The sequence below is a fragment of the Agrobacterium sp. D14 genome (genome assembly GCF_001526505.1).
In the GTDB taxonomy this organism is placed as follows: Bacteria; Pseudomonadota; Alphaproteobacteria; order Rhizobiales; family Rhizobiaceae; genus Agrobacterium; species Agrobacterium leguminum.
In genome coordinates this window covers 40,597-57,261 of sequence record NZ_ASXX01000052.1, presented here as the reverse complement: position 1 = coordinate 57,261, position 16,665 = coordinate 40,597, and the positions used below count along the sequence as shown (strand labels likewise).

The following is a 16,665-nucleotide window of genomic DNA, read 5'->3' as shown; positions in this document are numbered from 1 at the left end:
TTGCAGGCGGCACGGCCGATCCGGGGAGGTGAATCGGGTGTCGCAAAAGTGTCATGTAACTGTCACATAAGCGCGATGAACGCGACATGAACTTTGAAGAGTCTGGCCGGTGCGGCGATAACCTTAGCGTGAACGCGCGCGGCCGAAGCGTAACGGACGCCGCCATGCAATTGCCGCGTTGCGGAGCGGCCACGGGCGCGGTATTGAAAAGCCATGAGCGACAGACACGATATCCAGAACCATCTCCGGATTGCCGTCGGGCAGTTCAATCCCACCGTTGGCGACGTGGCGGGCAATCTCGCCAAGGCGCGCGAGGCAAGGGCCGATGCGGCGACGCAGGGCGCCGATCTTCTGCTCCTGACGGAGCTGTTCATATCCGGCTACCCGCCGGAAGACCTGGTGCTGAAACCGGCTTTCCTGAAAGCATGCCTGAAAGCCGTGGAAGAGCTGGCGGCGGAAACCGCCGATGGCGGACCGGGCATCGTCATCGGTTTTCCGCGACAGGGCGAGACGGGCCGGCACAATTCCGTGGCGCTTCTGGATGGCGGCAAGATCATCGCGCTGCGCGACAAGATCGACCTGCCGAATTACGGCGAGTTCGACGAGAAGCGGGTTTTCTCCGAAGGCTCGATTTCCGGTCCCTATAATTTCCGTGGGGTCAGGATCGGCATTCCGATCTGCGAGGAAATCTGGAACGATATGGGTGTCTGCGAGACGCTTGCCGAAAGCGGGGCGGAAATCCTGCTGGTGCCGAACGGTTCGCCCTATTATCGCGGCAAGCTGGATGTGCGCCATCAGGTGGCGCTGCGGCAGGTGATTGAAAGCGGCCTGCCGCTCGTTTTCGCCAACCAGTTGGGTGGGCAGGATGAGCTGGTGTTCGACGGCGCGAGCTTCGGCTTCAATGCCGACAAAACGCTCGCCTTCCAGATGAGTCAGTTCGAGGCCACACTTGCCGTCACCGACTGGAAACGCACGGCAGACGGCTGGCATTGCGATAGCGGACCTTTCTCGAAGATTCCCGAAGGCGAGGAGGCGGATTACCGCGCCTGCATGCTGGGCTTTCGCGATTACGTCAACAAGAACGGCTTCAAGAGCGTGGTTCTCGGCCTTTCCGGCGGCATCGATTCGGCGATCTGTGCCGCCCTTGCCGTCGATGCGCTGGGCGAGGAGCGGGTGCGCTGCATCATGCTGCCTTACCGCTATACTTCGGAGGAATCGCTGAAGGATGCGGCCGATTGCGCCAAGGCGCTGGGCTGCCGTTACGATATCGTGCCGATTTCAGAGCCGGTGGAAGGATTCCTCTCGGCGCTTTCCGATCTCTTCGAGGGCACGGAAGAGGGCATTACCGAGGAAAACCTGCAGAGCCGCACGCGCGGCACCATCTTGATGGCCGTCTCGAACAAGTTCGGCTCCATGGTGGTGACGACGGGCAACAAGTCGGAAATGTCGGTGGGTTATGCCACGCTCTACGGCGACATGAATGGCGGTTTCAACCCCATCAAGGACCTCTACAAGATGCAGGTCTATGCCATTTCCAGCTGGCGCAATGCCCATGTGCCGCCGGGCGCGCTCGGCCCTTCCGGTGAGGTGATCCCGGCCAATATCATTTCCAAGGCCCCCTCGGCCGAATTGCGCCCCAACCAGACCGACCAGGATTCGCTGCCGCCCTATCCGGTGCTGGACGATATTCTGGAATGCCTCGTCGAGAAGGAAATGTCGGTTGAGGAAATTCTGGCTCGTGGCCATGATGTGGCGACGGTGCACCGGGTGGAGCATCTGCTCTATCTCGCCGAATACAAGCGCCGGCAATCGGCGCCGGGTGTGAAGATCACCAAGAAGAACTTTGGGCGTGACAGGCGTTATCCGATCACCAACCGGTTCCGGGATCGATGATTGAAGGAAGGCGCGGGTAGCGGATGCTTTGCCCGGCGTTGCCGTGCGTTTCTTCTCCCCGCCGGGGAGAAGGTGGCCCGAAGGGTCGGATGAGGGGGCAACCTCTCGGTCTATCGCTGACGTCGCCCCCTCATCCCGCTGCCGCGGACTTCTCCCCCGCGGGGAGAAGAAACAAGCGGCATGCGCTCGTTCCACAACAAGCCTTCGTGTTTAAGCAAGCGGCGCGGAGAAAACCCCGCGCCGTTCACTTACCTTAAATAACTTGTCCCACATCGATGCGGTTGCCATCCGGGTCCTCAAACACAAAGGCCCTGAGACCGTAATCCTTGTCCTGCAGGCCCTTGATGATGCGCAAGCCCTGGCTCTTGCAGAGCGCATGCAGCGCGTCCACATCGCTCACCATCATATGCGCCACATTGAAGGGTGCTGCCTTGTGTGCGGGCTGCAATGTCAGGTGCAGCTCGGCATTGCCCTGTTTGAGGATCATGAAGCCGACAGGGTTGCCGTTTTCGAAGGTCTTTTCGAAGCCCAGCACGCCAACGTAAAAATCATGGGCCTTTTCGATGTTTTTGACAGGAAGCATTGCGGCGATCCGGCCGAAGCGGATGCCGTGATCGGCGATGGTATTCATCGCGGAACCTCGGATCTGGGAGAAACGGCAAAGGTCGCGGACGGTGCCGGAGCGCTGGCGTTTTTTCTGGTTTGAATTTGCAGGACGGTGCCTGCCGCCCTAGGATCATAATCGAGGCGATGGCGGATGCAAACGGAATGTCTGCACCGGGCGCTTTGAACGAGACACCGACACGCCCGGGAGGCAGAATGCGCAGCTCCATCGAAATCTTCAACATCCGCACCCGGCAGATGCGGGTGGTGTGGCAGACGCCTGATCTTTTTGAAGCGCCGAACTGGTCGCCGGATGGAAAATACCTGCTGCTGAACAGCGAAGGGCTGCTTTACCGCCTGTCTCTTGCCGGTGATATTTCGCCGCAAAAGGTCGATACCGGCTTTGCGACGCTCTGCAACAACGATCACGGCATTTCGCCGGATGGTTCGCTCTACGCCATTTCCGACAAGGTGGAATTCGGCAAGAGCGCCATTTATCTCATGGCCTCGGCGGGCGGTGCGCCGCGGCTGATGACGAAAAATCTTCCCTCTTACTGGCATGGCTGGTCGCCGGATGAGAAAGGTTTTGCCTATTGCGGCATTCGCGATCAGGTCTTCGATATCTATTCGATGGATATAACAAGCGGCGTCGAGACGCGGCTGACCCATGGCGAAGGCCGCAATGACGGGCCGGATTATTCGCCGGACGGTGAGTGGATCTATTTCAATTCCAGCCGCACCGGGCGAATGCAGATCTGGCGCGTGCGGGTGGATGGCTCAGCCGTCGAGCGCATCACCGACAGCCCCTATGGCGACTGGTTTCCGCACCCGTCTCCGAGGGGAGACAAGGTGGTGTTCGTTTCCTATGACGGCGACGTTTTCGACCATCCGCGCGATCTCGATGTGCGGGTGCGGCTGATGGATATGGATGGCGGCAATGCCGAGACGCTGTTCGAACTTTTCGGCGGGCAGGGAACGATGAATTCGCCCAACTGGTCACCGGATGGGGACGAGTTCGCTTATGTCAGGTATTTCCCGGTGGAATGATGGGGATGAGGCAGGCCACATTGCCGCACCGCCGGCAGGATGCTTGCATCCGCAAACTTTTTTGCCCATAGCTTGCCTGTCAGGTGCCTGCCCTTGCGGCGGGAGAATCGGGAATCCGGTGAAAGACCGGAACGTGCCCAGCGCTGTGAGGCGGACGTTCTTTTTTAAAGCCACTGGAGCAATTCGGGAAGGCGAAAAGGGCGGATGAAGCCAAGTCAGAAGACCGGCCTGACGGGATAGACCGAACCGCGCGGACGGCGGCAGGTTGTTGTCGAGGCGGGGTGCGCATTTGCGCCCTGTCTTCGCATTGTTGGGGATAAACGATGCCAGCCGATTCGTCCGTAAGCAATCCGCCCGGCGCCAGTTCGTTCGATCACGCGCTCTCGCCCGCCCGCCCGTTTTCCTGTGAGGAACGCGAGGCGATTTACCGCGCCATCGAGACCCGTCGTGACGTGCGCGACCAGTTCCTGCCGGACCCGCTGCCGGACGATCTGGTGGAGCGTCTTTTGAAGGCGGCCCATTCCGCACCCTCTGTCGGTTTCATGCAGCCGTGGAATTTTACCCTCGTCACCGATGGCGCGATCCGTCAGGCGGCCTTCGTGGCCTTCAGCCGCGCCAATGAGGAGGCGGCGGCGATGTTTACGGGCGAGCAGCAGGCGCTTTATCGCAGTCTCAAGCTTGAAGGCATCCGCAAGGCGCCGCTCAGCATCTGCGTCACCTGCGATCCGACGCGCGGCGGCAAGGTGGTGCTGGGCCGCACCCACAATCCGCGCACGGATGTCTATTCCACCGTCTGCGCCATCCAGAATCTCTGGCTCGCGGCGCGCGCCGAAGGCATCGGCGTCGGCTGGGTCAGCATTTTCCACGATAGCGACATTCGCACCATTCTCGATATTCCCGACCATATCGAAATCGTCGCCTGGCTTTGCCTCGGCCGTGTCGATGCGCTCTATAACGAGCCGGAACTGGCGGTGAAGGGCTGGCGACAGCGCGTGCCGCTGGAGGAACTGGTGTTCCGTAACCGCTGGGGCGGGGTGTAGAAGCGGAGGCCTGTGAACAAAGCGGGACGTTGCCGCGTGTTTCTTCTCCCCGCCGGAGAGAAGGTGGCCCGAAGGGTCGGATGAGGGGGCAAGCTCTCCGAATATCGCTGACGCCGCCCCCTCATCCCGCTGCCGCGGACTTCTCCCCCTCGGGGAGAAGAAGCAAGGGGAGCGCGCTCGCTCCGCGATGTATGTCACTGCTGCGGCTGTATACCCTTCAATGCCGGGTTCTTCAGGTCGATCCGGCCCGTCTGGTCGGGCAGGAATTTCGGGCCTATGACGCGGACGCGGCTATCGTTCGGGTCATAGTCGCGTTCGGGAACGGGCTGTTCCGGCGGCTTGGCAGCCTGTTGCTGTTCGGTGGGTTTTTCAGCCTTGTCACCTTGCGGTGATGGAATGGTGGTGATGCCGGAATAGGGTTTTTCGGGCTGCGGCCGGGCGGCCTCTTCCTGCTTTTGCATTTCATTGTGATAGGCGGCCATGTTGCAGGCGCAGCCCGGCGCTTTTGCTGTGGCGTTCCTGTAAGCGAAGGCGGTTGGCAGCTCTCTGTAGGGTTTGCCTGTTTCCGCCGAAACCATATCGGCGGTTTCCTGATCCGTCATGGAGTGGAAATAAAGCTCCGTCTCGGTGCCCGGACACATTTTCTCGCACTGCTCCGCCTGGGCGCGGAAATCGAGCGGCGAGGCATTGGAAGCGATGGGGAAAAACGAGCCGTCGCAGGTGCGCACGCAGAGTGTGCGAAGCCCGCCCTCGGCGGCGTTGGGGTAGGGCGAAAGCCCCGCCTGTCCCGGCTCGTCGCCGTTCTGCGGGCCATTCTGCCGAAAAGCGTCGGGATAACGCGTTACATCCGGAGGCGGCGGCAATTGCGTTTCCGTTTGCGGCAGGGTGTTGCAGCCATTGGCATCGAGGGCGGCAAGAATGCGCTGACGCCTGATGTCGCCGTCGTCGCTACGCGCTGCCGCCATGGCGTCGTCGCGGTCACGGATGATGGCGTCGCGCTCGCTTTCTGCTTCCGCCAGCGCATCGCCGATTTCGGCGCAGATACCGGCATTGGGATTGCCGTAGACGATGACGCTGCCGGATGAGCAGCCATAGCCGCGCAAGTCGTTCCTGATCTTGCGGATGACGATATTCTGGCGGGCGAGCGCATTGGCGTAACGCCGCACCTCGGCCGTATTGCCGATGACGCGGGGCGGCTCGCGCAATTGCGCATAAAGCATATCGCAGACCTGATCCGCGAAAGCGGCGGCCGGGGCGACGAAAACAAGGGGAAGCAGGAGGCCGATGATGCGGCTGCGGCGGGTCAATTGTTCGATCCGTTCGATGTCCCCGGCCGGTGGCAGGGGCGTTATACTTCACGAAATCCGTGTTTCGGGAAGATAACATAAGCTGTTGCCGCAAGGCGGCAACAGCCTGTTCAAAATTGCGTTAATAGGGCCTCTATCACACCGAAGGATGCGAGGCCTGCACGACGGCAAAGGCCGCCATGTTGACGACGCCGCGCGAGGTGACGCTGGGCGACAGGATATGGGCGGGCAGGGCCGTGCCGAGCAGGATCGGGCCGACATGCAGGCCTTCCGTCAAGGTGCGGGTGACGCCGAGGGTGATGTTGGCGGCATCGAGGTTCGGGAAGACCAGCAGGTTTGCTTCACCGGTCAGCACGCTGTTCGGCATGGCGCGCTTGCGCAGCGCTTCCGAAAGGGCCGAACCGCCCTGCATTTCGCCATCCACTTCCAGTTCCGGTGCGGCTTCCTGCACGATCTTCAGGGCGCGGCGCATCTTGCGGGCGCTTTCGGAATCGCGCGAACCGAAATTGGAATGGCTGGCGAGGGCGATCTTCGGCGTGATGCCGAAGCGGCGGATTTCCTTGGCCGCGAGAATGGCCATTTCCGCCACTTCCTCGGAGGTCGGGTCGTAATTCACGAAAGTGTCGGTCAGGAACAGCGCGCCCTGCTGGGTGATGAGCAGGCTGAGGCCGGCGAAGGAACGCACGCCTTCCTGCTTGCCGATGATCTGGTTCACGTCGCGCAGATGGCGGTCGTAACGGCCTTCGAGGCCGCAGATCAGCGCATCCGCTTCGCCGCGCTTCACCGACAGCGCGCCGATGACGGTCGTGTTGGTGCGTACGATGGTGCGGGCTGCTTCCGGGTTGATGCCGACGCGGCCGACAAGGGCGAAATAGTCATCGACATAGTCGCGGTAGCGCGGATCGTCTTCCGGGTTGACCACGGCGAAATCCGTATGCGGGCGGATGCGCAGGCCGAAGCGCTTCAGGCGCGTTTCGATAATCTGCGGACGGCCGATGAGGATCGGGATGCCGGTGCCTTCTTCCAGCAGCACCTGGGCGGCGCGCAGCACGCGCTCGTCTTCGCCTTCGGCAAAGATGATGCGCTTCTTTTCGGCGGCTTTCGCGGCATTGAAGACCGGCTTCATGATGAAGCCCGAGCGCCAGACGAAACGGTTGAGCTGATCGAGATAGGCTTCGAAATCGGTGATCGGCCGGGCGGCGACGCCGCTTGCGGCGGCAGCGCGGGCAACCGCCGGCGCAATGCGCAGGATGAGGCGCGGATCGAAAGGCGAGGGGATGAGGTAGTTCGGGCCGAAGACCGGCGTTTCGCCGCTATAGGCCTTTGCGGCCACTTCGGAGACTTCCTCCCGCGCGAGTTCGGCGATGGCCTGCACGGCGGCCATCTTCATTTCCTCGTTGATCGTGGTTGCGCCGCAATCGAGCGCCCCGCGGAAGATATAGGGGAAGCAGAGAACGTTGTTGACCTGGTTCGGGAAATCGGAACGGCCGGTGCAGATCATCGCATCCGGTCGGGCCGCACGCGCCGCTTCCGGCATGATTTCCGGATTGGGGTTGGCAAGCGCCAGGATCAGCGGGTTTTCCGCCATGCGCTCCAGCAGTTCCGGCTTCAGCACGCCGGCGGCGGAAAGGCCGAGAAAGACATCCGCGCCGTCGATGGTTTCGGCCAGGACGCGTTTGTCGGTCTTTTGGGCGTAAACTTCCTTCCACTCGTCCATCAGCGTGTTGCGGCCGTCATAAACGAGGCCTTCGATGTCGTGGACCCAGATGTTTTCTTTCTTCGCGCCCATGGCGACGAGGAGGTTGAGGCAGGCAAGGGCTGCCGCACCTGCACCCGAGGCGACGATCTTGACGCTCGAGAGCGATTTTCCGGCGAGTTCCAGCGCATTGGTGACGGCGGCGGCGACGATGATAGCGGTGCCGTGCTGGTCATCGTGGAAGACCGGGATATTCATCTTTTCGCGCAGCTGGCGTTCCACCTCGAAACATTCCGGCGCCTTGATGTCCTCAAGGTTGATGCCGCCGAAGGTGGGTTCCAGCGCTGCGATGGTGGAGACCATGTCGTTGATGCCGGGTGCATCGATTTCGATATCGAAAACGTCGATGCCGGCGAATTTCTTGAAGAGGACGGCCTTGCCTTCCATCACCGGCTTGGAAGCGAGCGGGCCGATATTGCCGAGGCCGAGCACCGCCGTGCCGTTGGAGATGACGGCGACGAGGTTGGCGCGGGCGGTATATTCCGCTGCCGTTTCCGGATTTTCATGGATGGCGAGGCAGGGGGCGGCAACACCCGGCGAATAGGCCAGCGCCAGATCGCGCTGGTTGCCGAGCGGCTTGGTGGCCTGGATTTCCAGCTTGCCGGGGCGCGGATAGCGGTGGAAAAAGAGCGCCTGTTCCTCGATGTCGGCCTTTGCCGTGTTGGCGGGCGTGTTGTTCTTATCGTGAGAGGTCATTCTTCCACCGTCATGTCTGGTTCAATTCCGGACCCCTGAATACAACAAACTTCCCCGTGGTACAGCCGTTATTTGACCGCACCTTATGCAAATGCGGCCATGGCTTATTCGCGTTTTCGTGAAGGCTTTCGTCATATTCCCTATAAAAACCGGCGTCTGTCATGTTGCTGAAACACGAGTCTGGTTCTGAGAGGTAAGAAAGCCGCAGGGACGCAACCGAACAGGGGGATGAAATCCGTGGCCGGTCAAATCGAAACCAGACAGTTCAGAACGCTTTTCATTTCGGATGTTCATCTTGGCTCCAAGGCGGCCAAGACGGATTATCTGCTCGACTTCCTGAAATATCACGAGGCCGAGACGATCATTCTCGTCGGCGACATCGTCGACGGCTGGCGTCTGCGTCGCAGTTGGTACTGGCCGCAGGGCTGCAACGACGTGGTGCAGAAGCTTCTGCGCAAGGCCCGCAAGGGAACGCGCATCGTCTACATTCCGGGCAATCACGATGAATTCCTGCGGGAATTTCCCGGCATGCATTTCGGCGGCATTGAAGTGGCCGAGCGCATGATCCATGAGGCCGCCGACGGCAAGAAGTACCTCATCATCCATGGCGACGAGTTCGACGTGGTGGTGCGCAATGCACGCCTGCTCGCCTATCTCGGCGACTGGGCCTATGACGCGGCGATTGCGCTCAACATCGCCATTGCCGCCGTGCGCCGCCGCATCGGCCTGCCTTACTGGTCGTTTTCGGCCTGGGCCAAGCTTCAGGTCAAGCACGCGGTCAACTTCATCGGCGAATTCCAGCGCGTGGTGGCCGAAGAAGCGCGCCGCAACAATGTCGATGGCGTCATCTGTGGCCACATTCACCACGCTGTCATGGAAGACATGGACGGCATCCGCTACATCAATACCGGCGACTGGGTGGAAAGCTGCACGGCGATTGCCGAAAACGCCGATGGCAGCTTCGAGCTGATCACCTGGATGCAGACGAGCGACGTTACCGCCGAACAGGCATCGGACGAGATGGAGCCGGTGGATATTCCGGGGCTGATCGGGAAGCACGCGGCCTGAGTTGGGCGCTGCTTGATGGCGGCGGCGATCCCTAAGCGTGGTCTCACTCTCTGACGTCATCCTCGGGCTTGTCCCGAGTATCTGCAGCAGATCGATTTCACGCGACGTGAATAGATCCTCGGGACAAGCCCGAGGATGACGTCAAGTGTGCGGCAAAGCTGGTGGTCGTCTTCATGCGATGTTGCAAGAGCCACTTTGACGGTCGGCGCGGTGCATTCGCGCGAAACTCGAACGTCAATCGTTATCCTCAAAATCTCGTTAGGACTGCGTTCTTCATAGACGAGCCTCGACTAGCTCATATGGAGCAAGCGGATGCCGCTTGTTTCTTCTCCCCGCCGGGCAGAAGGTCGCGGCAGCGGGATGAGGGGGCTTGCTCCCCGAAATCCGGCGACGTCGCCCCCTCATCCGACCCTTCGGGCCACCTTCTCCCCGGCGGGGAGAAGAAACAAGCGGCGAGGTCGCGCCTTATCTTGTTTCTCTGCCTTCAATATCCACGACTTATCCCCACAATTCCGGCCGCGCCGGATAAACCAGAGAACCCTCATAAACCAGCCCCGGCTCACGATCCTCGGCCAGCAGCAGCGGCCCGTCGAGATCGGCGAAGGCCGCGCCCTGCGCCGCGAGCACGGCCGGCGCCATGCCGAGCGAGGTGCCGAGCATGCAGCCGACCATGATGGTGAAGCCGAGGCGCTCCGCTTCCGCCTTCATGACGAGCGCTTCGGTCAGGCCGCCGGTCTTGTCGAGTTTGATGTTGATCGCATCGTAACGGTCGCGCAGGGCGGCGAGGTCCCGGGTGGAATGCACGCTTTCATCGGCGCAGATCAGCACCGGATGGTCGATGCGGGCGAGGATGTCATCCTTGCCGGCGGGTAGCGGCTGCTCGATCAGCGATATTTTCAGCTCTGCCGCAAGCCTCAGATAATATTCGATATTATAGTCATTCCAGCCTTCATTGGCGTCGATGATGATGCGCGCTTCGGGTGCGGCGGCGCGCACGGCCCTTAGACGCGCTTCGTCATCCGCCGTGCCGGTCTTGATCTTCAGTAGCGGGCGGCCTGCGTTTTCCGCCGTTTTCGCGGCCATGGTCTCGGGGTCGGCAAGCGAGATGGTGTAGGCGGTGACGAGCGGCTTTGCCGCCTGTCCAAGGATGCGCTCGGCAACGGTTTTGCCGGTGATCTTGGCTTCGAGGTCCCACAGCGCGCAATCGACCGCATTGCGGGCGGCGCCGGGTTGCATCGCCTGCTGCAGTTCCTGCCGTGTCACGCCGCCGGCGATCTGCTCCGCCATCGCCTCGATATCGGCGATGACGCCTTCGATGCTCTCGCCATAACGCGGATAGGGCACACATTCGCCGATGCCGGTAAAGGAACCATCGCGGATGGTGCACGTTACGACATCCGCGTGGGTGCGGGTGCCGCGTGAAATGGTGAAGCTGCCGGCGACGGGAAAACGTTCTGTTGTGGCTTGAAGGTAACGGGGCATGTTTTTTCACTTCCGATTGGGCGGCAAAAGACACATGACGCCAAATTTATCACGAATTGTCGGCCGTCACTGTGGCTTGCCGGAGGCCAAAACGTTATGAAACCTTTAAGAATCTCGTGACGGCTGCACTCGCTCGGAGCATTATGCAAGAACAGGACACACGGCAACAGGCGAACCCGGCCGCAATCACCGAAGACGATAACGTCTCCGGCGGCGGCTTGCGTTTTGTCATGAGCGGTTCCTGGCGCAACAGCAATCTCGCCGGTGTTTTCCCCAGTCTTGAAAAGATCGAAAAGAGCAAATCCGCCGGCCCGGTGGAAATCGATCTTTCTTCCGTCGAGGCCATCGATACGACGGGCGCATGGATCATCCAGCGCCTGCGCAAGGACCTCGAGGCAAATGGCGCCACCGTCACCGTGACGGGCAATGACCGTATCGAAGAGGTCATCGGCCAGTTGCCCGAAAAGGTGGAGATGGAGGGCGAAGCCGCTGCGAAGGCGGGGCTCGCCGAGCGTATTTTTGCGCCCATCGGCAAGGCCGTCATTCAGAACGGCGCGGATTTCCTGGCGGGCATGTATATTCTCGGCTCGGCCGTGCGCGGTGCGCAGATGAAGCTCGGGCGCGGGCGCGGCGTCTCGCCGGCGGCGATCGTCAACCAGATCGACCATATGGGCGTGCGCGCCGTGCCGATCATCATGCTGATGTCGTTCCTGATCGGTGCGATCATCGCGCAGCAGGGCGCGTTCCAGCTGCGTTATTTCGGTGCGGAAGTCTTCGTTGTCGATCTCGTCGGCATTCTGCAATTGCGCGAAATCGGTGTGCTTCTGACCGCGATCATGATCGCCGGCCGCTCCGGCAGTGCGATTACGGCGGAAATCGGCTCGATGAAGATGCGCGAGGAAATCGACGCGCTGAAGGTGATCGGCCTCAACCCCGTGGGCGTTCTGGTGTTTCCGCGGCTGGTGGCGCTCACCATCGCGCTGCCGCTTTTGACCATTCTCGCCAATTTCGCAGCGCTTTTCGGTGCGGCCATCGTGGCCTTTGCCTATTCCGGCATAACCTTCGAGGTGTTCCTGTCGCGCCTGCATGGTGCCGTGGAGGAATCGACCATTGCCGCCGGCATGATCAAGGCGCCGTTCATGGCGCTCATCATTGGCATCGTCGCGGCCGTCGAAGGCATGAAGGTGGGCGGTTCGGCCGAATCGCTCGGCCAGCACGTCACCTCCTCGGTGGTGAAGTCGATCTTCGTCGTCATTCTGGTGGATGGTCTTTTCGCCATCTTCTACGCAGCCATCGATTTTTAGGGAGGGCGCGTTGGAGAAACTGGACCAGAAACCGCAGGAGACCAGAACCGGGAAAGACGGGCGCGAGGTGGTGCTTTCCGTCGAGGGCGTGACCGTCGGTTTCAATGGCCGCAACGTGCTCGAAAATCTCGACCTCGATGTCTATCGCGGTGAAATCCTCGGTTTCATCGGCCCCTCCGGTGCCGGCAAATCCGTCTTGATGCGCGCGATCTTGCGGCTCCTGCCGCGGCAGGCGGGTGCGATCCGCATTCTCGGCACCGATTACGACAAGGCGAGCGAAGACGACCGCATGATGCTCGACCAGCGGCTTGGCGTGCTGTTCCAGCAGGGGGCGCTGTTTTCCGGCCTGACGGTGAAGGAGAACATCCAGCTGCCGATGCGGGAATATCTTGATCTGCCGAAGAAGTTGATGGACGAGCTTGCCTATCTGAAAATCGAGATGGTGGGGCTGAAGCCCGATGCGGGCGACAAGTACCCTTCCGAGCTTTCCGGCGGCATGATCAAGCGCGCAGCCCTTGCCCGGGCGCTGTCGCTCGATCCCGACCTCGTTTTCCTCGATGAGCCGACGTCCGGCCTCGATCCCATCGGGGCGGCGGAATTTGATATGCTGATCGCGCGCTTGCGTGATTCGCTCGGCCTGACCGTTTATATGGTGACGCACGACCTCGACAGCCTCTTCTCCGTCTGTGACCGCATTGCGGTGCTGGGCCAGAAGAAAGTGCTGGTGGAAGGGACATTGCAGGACATGTTCGCCTGCGACGATCCTTGGGTGCAGTCCTATTTCCGCGGCAAACGGGCGCGCTCTGTCGTTCTTCCGGACGGCAGACACGAAAATCCGGTGGAGTAACAAGAAGCATGGAAACCAAGGCGAACTACACCATAGTCGGAATTTTCACGCTGATCGTGATCGCCGCCGCATTCGGCTTCGTTTACTGGATGGCGGAATTCGGTCGTGGCGGCCCGACGGCCCAGCTCGTCGTGCGTATTCCCGGCTCCGCGAACGGCCTTTCCGTCGGTTCTCCCGTGCGCTTCAACGGCATTCCGGTCGGCACCGTGCGCGGCCTTGCCATTGACCGCGACGACCCGGCCTATTCCATCGCCTTTACCGAAGTGCAGGCCGATGCCCCGGTTTTCCCGTCGACGCGCGCCGTGCTTGAAATTCAGGGTCTGACGGGCGCTGCCTATATCGAGCTTTCCGGCGGCAACAAGGATGGCGAGCGCATTCTGCAGAAGGCTGTCGAAAGCGGCGTTCCGGCCGAACTGACGGCCGATCTTTCCAGCGTCACCAACCTGCTCGCCACCGCCGATAAAATCCTGAAACGCGCCGATGGGGCCATCGGCGAATTGCAGGGTTTCGTGCAGGATGCGCGTGGCCCTTTGACGCAGACGGTGCGCAATGCCGAAAAATTCTCCGATGCGCTGGCGGCCAATTCCGACGGCATCAAGAATTTCATCGCCAGCCTCAGCTCGCTTTCCACAACGGTGCAGTCGGTTTCGGTGCGTCTCGATGGCACGCTGACGGCCATCGAGGATCTGGTTAAGGCCGTGGATGCCGGCAAGATCGATTCCATCCTGTCGAATGTCGACAAGGTGACGAAGGATGTCGCTTCCGCTTCCAGCGACATTCAGGGCATCATGGAGACCGTGCAGAGCACGGCGCGCAATTTCGAGGCCGCGAGCACGGAAGTGCAGACCGTCGTGAAGCGCGCGGATGAGCTTCTGGCCTCCGTCGATCCCGCCAAGGTGAGCACCGTGGTTGGCGATGTTTCCGCGGCGACCGCCGATGCGCGCGATGCGGTGGCGAATTTCAAGCGGATCGCCGACGATGTCGGCGCCCGCCGCGCCGATATCGACCAGGCGGTTTCCGACTTCACAGAAATGGGCCGCAAGCTGAACCTCGCCTCCAGCCGCGTCGACGGCATTCTCGCCAAGGTGGACGGCATGCTCGGCACCGATGACGCCAATTCGCTGTTTGCCAAGGCGCGTGAAACGCTCACCTCGTTCAAGGCCGTCGCCGACAATCTCAATGCCCGCATCGGGCCGATTGCCGACAATCTGACCCGTTTCTCCAGCTCGGGCCTGAAGGATTTCCAGGCGCTGATCGGCAGCACGCGGGTCACGGTCGACAATCTCAACAATGCCATCACCAATATCGACCGCGATCCGCAGCGGTTGATTTTCGGCGGCGAAACCGTGAAACAATATGATGGCAGAACAAGGCGTTAAGAGGGGTATGGGCCAATGACACGATTGATGAACGGCCGTCAGCGCAGCGCCCTCATTCTGGCTCCGCTGTTTGCCGCCTTGATGGCGGGCTGCGCGGGTGCGCCGAAGAACGATACTTTCGATCTCTCCGTCTCTTCGGCGGCGGTGGCGCAGGGACCTTCGCTGAAAAGCCGGCAATTGCTGATCGCCGATCCGACCGCTTTGAAGGCGCTCGACAGCGAAAACATCGTGGTGCGCCTTTCCGGCTCGGAGGTGCAATATCTCGGCAACTCGCAATGGAGCGACCGCCTGCCGCGCATGGTGCAATCCAAGCTCGTGGAAGCCTTCGAGGATACCGGCAAGCTCGGCGGCGTCGGCCGGCCGGGGCAAGGGCTGGCAATCGACTATCAGGTCGTGACCGATATTCGCGCCTTTGAAATCGATACGGCGAAGAATATCGCCAATATCGAGATATCGGTGAAGCTGCTGAACGACCGCAACGGCACGGTGAAGGCGCAGGACGTGTTCCGCGCCAGTGCCCGCGTCAGCGGTTCCGGCAACGCCAATTTCGTGAAGGCGCTGGATCAGGCCTTTGCCGCCGCCACGCGCGATATCGTGGCCTGGACGCTGAAATCGCTTTAAGCGTTCGGCGTTATTGCCGTCACAGGAAACCGCTTTATGTTCGCGTAGCGCCGGTCACCGATCGGCCTATGCATAATGGTCCCGATCCGTGAGCCCGATTCGTGAGTTGGTGATGCGATTTCTGCTGCTGCTTTGCCTTATGTTTTCCGCCCTGTCTGGAACGGGCGCCGCCATGGCGGCCGGTCTCCGGCTGATCGACATTCCTGCCGCGAACGGCAAAGCTGCCATGAAGGCTGCGGTTTGGTCGCCCTGCGCGGCCGCGCCGGAAGAGGTCAGGATCGGTCCCTTCCTTTTGCCCGCCGTGCGCGATTGCCCTGTTCCTGAAGGGAAATATCCGCTCGTCGTCATCTCCCATGGCTTTGGCGGCACCTATTTCAGCCATCGGGACACGGCGGCGGCGCTGGCGGATGCCGGCTTCATTGTCGCGGCGATCAATCACCCCGGAGACAATGCGCTTGAAATGAAGAAGGCCGGAGAGCTTTCCGCGCTGACGGGCCGTCCGGCGGATATTGCCCGGTTGCTCGATCATCTGCTTGAAGGTTTTAGCGACGCCGGTTCCATCGATGCCGGGCGGATCGGCGTCTTCGGATTTTCGCGCGGCGGTCATACCGCGCTGGTGCTTGCCGGCGGCACGCCTGATTTTGCCAATGCCGGGCTGCCCTGTCCCGACCCGCAGGCGCCGATTTGCACGCAGATGCGGCAGAAGACGACATTGCCGCAGCATGGCGGTCAGGATGCGCGGATAAAGGCTGTGGTCGCCGCCGACCCGTTGAATGCCTTTCCCGGCGCGGGCGACCTGAAGAATATCACGATCCCCATCCAGCTCTGGAGTTCGGAACGCGGCGGCGATGGTGTCGCGCCGCAGGATGTTTTGCGGCTGCGCGACGATCTGCCGGTGAAGCCGGATTATCGGATGGTAAAAGGGGCGGGGCACGTTTCCTTTATCGCCCCTTGCCCCGCCGAGATGGAAAAGGCCGTGCCCCAGATTTGCAGCGATGCGGCGGGTTTCGACCGGGCGGGGTTTCACCGCAGCTTCAACGCCGAGGTGGTCAGCTTCTTCAAGGCGTCGCTGCGCTGAGGCATCGTTCCTTTCCGTGCCGGTCAGGCGGCGTCCTGCTGCGACTTCCATTCCGGCAGGGGGAAAACCCGGTCGTAGCTCCAGTTGAAGACAAAAGCATAGACCACGTAAAACAGCGCAAACGAGATATCCATCACCAGCGCGTGGGCAAGGCTGATATTCAGATACCAGGCGATGAAGGGCATCAGCACGATCAGCAGACCGAGTTCGAACAGCACGGCATGGGCGACCCGAAGGGCGGGCGTCTTCAGCGTCGTGCCTTTCAGCCGCTGCATGACGTGGTCGAAACCGAGATTGTAGACATAGTTCCAGACCGTCGCCAGCGTGGCGCTGACGATGCCGACAATGCCGATATCTTCCATCGGCATGCCAAACAGCAGCGCACCGAGCGGAATGATGAGCAGCAGGCCGATGATTTCGAAGCTGAGAGCGTGGCGGATACGATCTTGCAGGGAACGCATTTCATTCTCCGGTATGTGACCGGGCCGTCCCGCATGCTGTCGCCGATGTGGCCGAGGTCGTCCTCGCGCTGAGGCATATAGAG

14 protein-coding genes and 1 riboswitch are annotated in these 16,665 nt (G+C 61.2%); of the genes, 9 read left to right on the top strand and 5 right to left on the bottom strand.

Going from position 1 to position 16,665, the window contains the following annotated elements; genetic code table 11:
* Nucleotides 1-213: 213 nt before the first annotated feature.
* Nucleotides 214-1,893, top strand: coding sequence for an NAD+ synthase (locus L901_RS21470; protein WP_059760145.1), 1,680 nt, complete (start codon nt 214-216; stop codon nt 1,891-1,893).
* 253 nt (nt 1,894-2,146) lie between these two features.
* On the opposite strand, the gene L901_RS21465 is transcribed toward L901_RS21470, so the two are convergent.
* On the bottom strand, nt 2,147-2,524 hold the full coding sequence (locus L901_RS21465; protein WP_059760143.1) for a glyoxalase superfamily protein: 378 nt from the start codon (nt 2,522-2,524) through the stop codon (nt 2,147-2,149).
* A 188-nt stretch (nt 2,525-2,712) separates the two neighbouring features.
* Here L901_RS21465 and L901_RS21460 point away from each other — a divergent pair, with 188 nt between their 5' ends.
* The gene (locus L901_RS21460) at nt 2,713-3,543 is read left to right on the top strand and encodes a TolB family protein (RefSeq protein WP_059760141.1); all 831 of its coding nucleotides are present in this window, start codon (nt 2,713-2,715) and stop codon (nt 3,541-3,543) included.
* 64 nt (nt 3,544-3,607) lie between these two features.
* Nucleotides 3,608-3,790: riboswitch (cobalamin riboswitch) on the top strand.
* A gap of 76 nt (nt 3,791-3,866) precedes the next feature.
* Nucleotides 3,867-4,583, top strand: a complete 717-nt coding sequence (bluB, locus tag L901_RS21455) for a 5,6-dimethylbenzimidazole synthase (RefSeq protein WP_059760139.1) — start codon at nt 3,867-3,869, stop codon at nt 4,581-4,583.
* Between the two features lie 194 nt (nt 4,584-4,777).
* Here the strand turns inward: bluB and L901_RS21450 are convergent, their stop codons facing one another.
* Both L901_RS21450 and L901_RS21445 read right to left on the bottom strand, forming a co-directional pair.
* On the bottom strand, nt 4,778-5,890 hold the full coding sequence (locus tag L901_RS21450; protein WP_031233649.1) for a DUF2865 domain-containing protein: 1,113 nt from the start codon (nt 5,888-5,890) through the stop codon (nt 4,778-4,780).
* Nucleotides 5,891-6,026: 136 nt separating this feature from the next.
* Entirely contained in the window at nt 6,027-8,342 is a 2,316-nt protein-coding gene (locus L901_RS21445; protein ID WP_020809546.1) for an NADP-dependent malic enzyme, read from the bottom strand.
* Nucleotides 8,343-8,570: 228 nt separating this feature from the next.
* On the opposite strand from L901_RS21445, the gene L901_RS21440 reads away from it, so the two are divergent.
* The gene (locus tag L901_RS21440) at nt 8,571-9,410 is read left to right on the top strand and encodes a UDP-2,3-diacylglucosamine diphosphatase (protein ID WP_059760137.1); all 840 of its coding nucleotides are present in this window, start codon (nt 8,571-8,573) and stop codon (nt 9,408-9,410) included.
* A gap of 498 nt (nt 9,411-9,908) precedes the next feature.
* On the opposite strand, the gene dgcA is transcribed toward L901_RS21440, so the two are convergent.
* Entirely contained in the window at nt 9,909-10,892 is a 984-nt protein-coding gene (gene dgcA / locus L901_RS21435; RefSeq protein ID WP_059760135.1) for an N-acetyl-D-Glu racemase DgcA, read from the bottom strand.
* Nucleotides 10,893-11,035: 143 nt separating this feature from the next.
* Between dgcA and L901_RS21430 the strand changes: the two genes are divergently transcribed.
* The 5 genes from L901_RS21430 (at nt 11,036) to L901_RS21410 (ending at nt 16,121) form a co-directional block, all read left to right on the top strand.
* Entirely contained in the window at nt 11,036-12,196 is a 1,161-nt protein-coding gene (locus L901_RS21430; RefSeq protein WP_059760133.1) for an ABC transporter permease, read from the top strand.
* Between the two features lie 10 nt (nt 12,197-12,206).
* Nucleotides 12,207-13,043 (top strand): ABC transporter ATP-binding protein, encoded by an 837-nt coding sequence (locus L901_RS21425; protein ID WP_035223193.1) that lies wholly within the window; start codon nt 12,207-12,209, stop codon nt 13,041-13,043.
* Nucleotides 13,044-13,051: 8 nt separating this feature from the next.
* The gene (locus tag L901_RS21420) at nt 13,052-14,422 is read left to right on the top strand and encodes an MlaD family protein (protein WP_059760131.1); all 1,371 of its coding nucleotides are present in this window, start codon (nt 13,052-13,054) and stop codon (nt 14,420-14,422) included.
* A gap of 15 nt (nt 14,423-14,437) precedes the next feature.
* A complete protein-coding gene (locus L901_RS21415) occupies nt 14,438-15,043 on the top strand; it encodes an ABC-type transport auxiliary lipoprotein family protein (protein ID WP_059760129.1) in 606 nt (201 codons plus the stop codon).
* 112 nt (nt 15,044-15,155) lie between these two features.
* The gene (locus L901_RS21410) at nt 15,156-16,121 is read left to right on the top strand and encodes a dienelactone hydrolase family protein (protein WP_059760127.1); all 966 of its coding nucleotides are present in this window, start codon (nt 15,156-15,158) and stop codon (nt 16,119-16,121) included.
* A gap of 23 nt (nt 16,122-16,144) precedes the next feature.
* Here the strand turns inward: L901_RS21410 and L901_RS21405 are convergent, their stop codons facing one another.
* Nucleotides 16,145-16,582 carry a PACE efflux transporter gene (locus L901_RS21405; RefSeq protein WP_003520624.1) on the bottom strand — a complete coding sequence of 146 codons (438 nt, stop codon included), beginning with the start codon at nt 16,580-16,582 and terminating at the stop codon, nt 16,145-16,147.
* Nucleotides 16,583-16,665 lie beyond the last annotated feature (83 nt).

Bases quoted from the DNA above. Each gene is read 5' to 3' on its own strand.
- L901_RS21470 (WP_059760145.1), top strand. From the start codon at position 214: ATGAGCGACAGACACGATATCCAGAACCATCTCCGGATTGCCGTCGGG.
- L901_RS21465 (WP_059760143.1), bottom strand. From the start codon at position 2,524: ATGAATACCATCGCCGATCACGGCATCCGCTTCGGCCGGATCGCCGCA.
- L901_RS21460 (WP_059760141.1), top strand. From the start codon at position 2,713: ATGCGCAGCTCCATCGAAATCTTCAACATCCGCACCCGGCAGATGCGG.
- bluB (WP_059760139.1), top strand. From the start codon at position 3,867: ATGCCAGCCGATTCGTCCGTAAGCAATCCGCCCGGCGCCAGTTCGTTC.
- L901_RS21445 (WP_020809546.1), bottom strand. From the start codon at position 8,342: ATGACCTCTCACGATAAGAACAACACGCCCGCCAACACGGCAAAGGCC.
- L901_RS21440 (WP_059760137.1), top strand. From the start codon at position 8,571: ATGAAATCCGTGGCCGGTCAAATCGAAACCAGACAGTTCAGAACGCTT.
- dgcA (WP_059760135.1), bottom strand. From the start codon at position 10,892: ATGCCCCGTTACCTTCAAGCCACAACAGAACGTTTTCCCGTCGCCGGC.
- L901_RS21430 (WP_059760133.1), top strand. From the start codon at position 11,036: ATGCAAGAACAGGACACACGGCAACAGGCGAACCCGGCCGCAATCACC.
- L901_RS21420 (WP_059760131.1), top strand. From the start codon at position 13,052: ATGGAAACCAAGGCGAACTACACCATAGTCGGAATTTTCACGCTGATC.
- L901_RS21415 (WP_059760129.1), top strand. From the start codon at position 14,438: ATGACACGATTGATGAACGGCCGTCAGCGCAGCGCCCTCATTCTGGCT.
- L901_RS21410 (WP_059760127.1), top strand. From the start codon at position 15,156: ATGCGATTTCTGCTGCTGCTTTGCCTTATGTTTTCCGCCCTGTCTGGA.
- L901_RS21405 (WP_003520624.1), bottom strand. From the start codon at position 16,582: ATGCGTTCCCTGCAAGATCGTATCCGCCACGCTCTCAGCTTCGAAATC.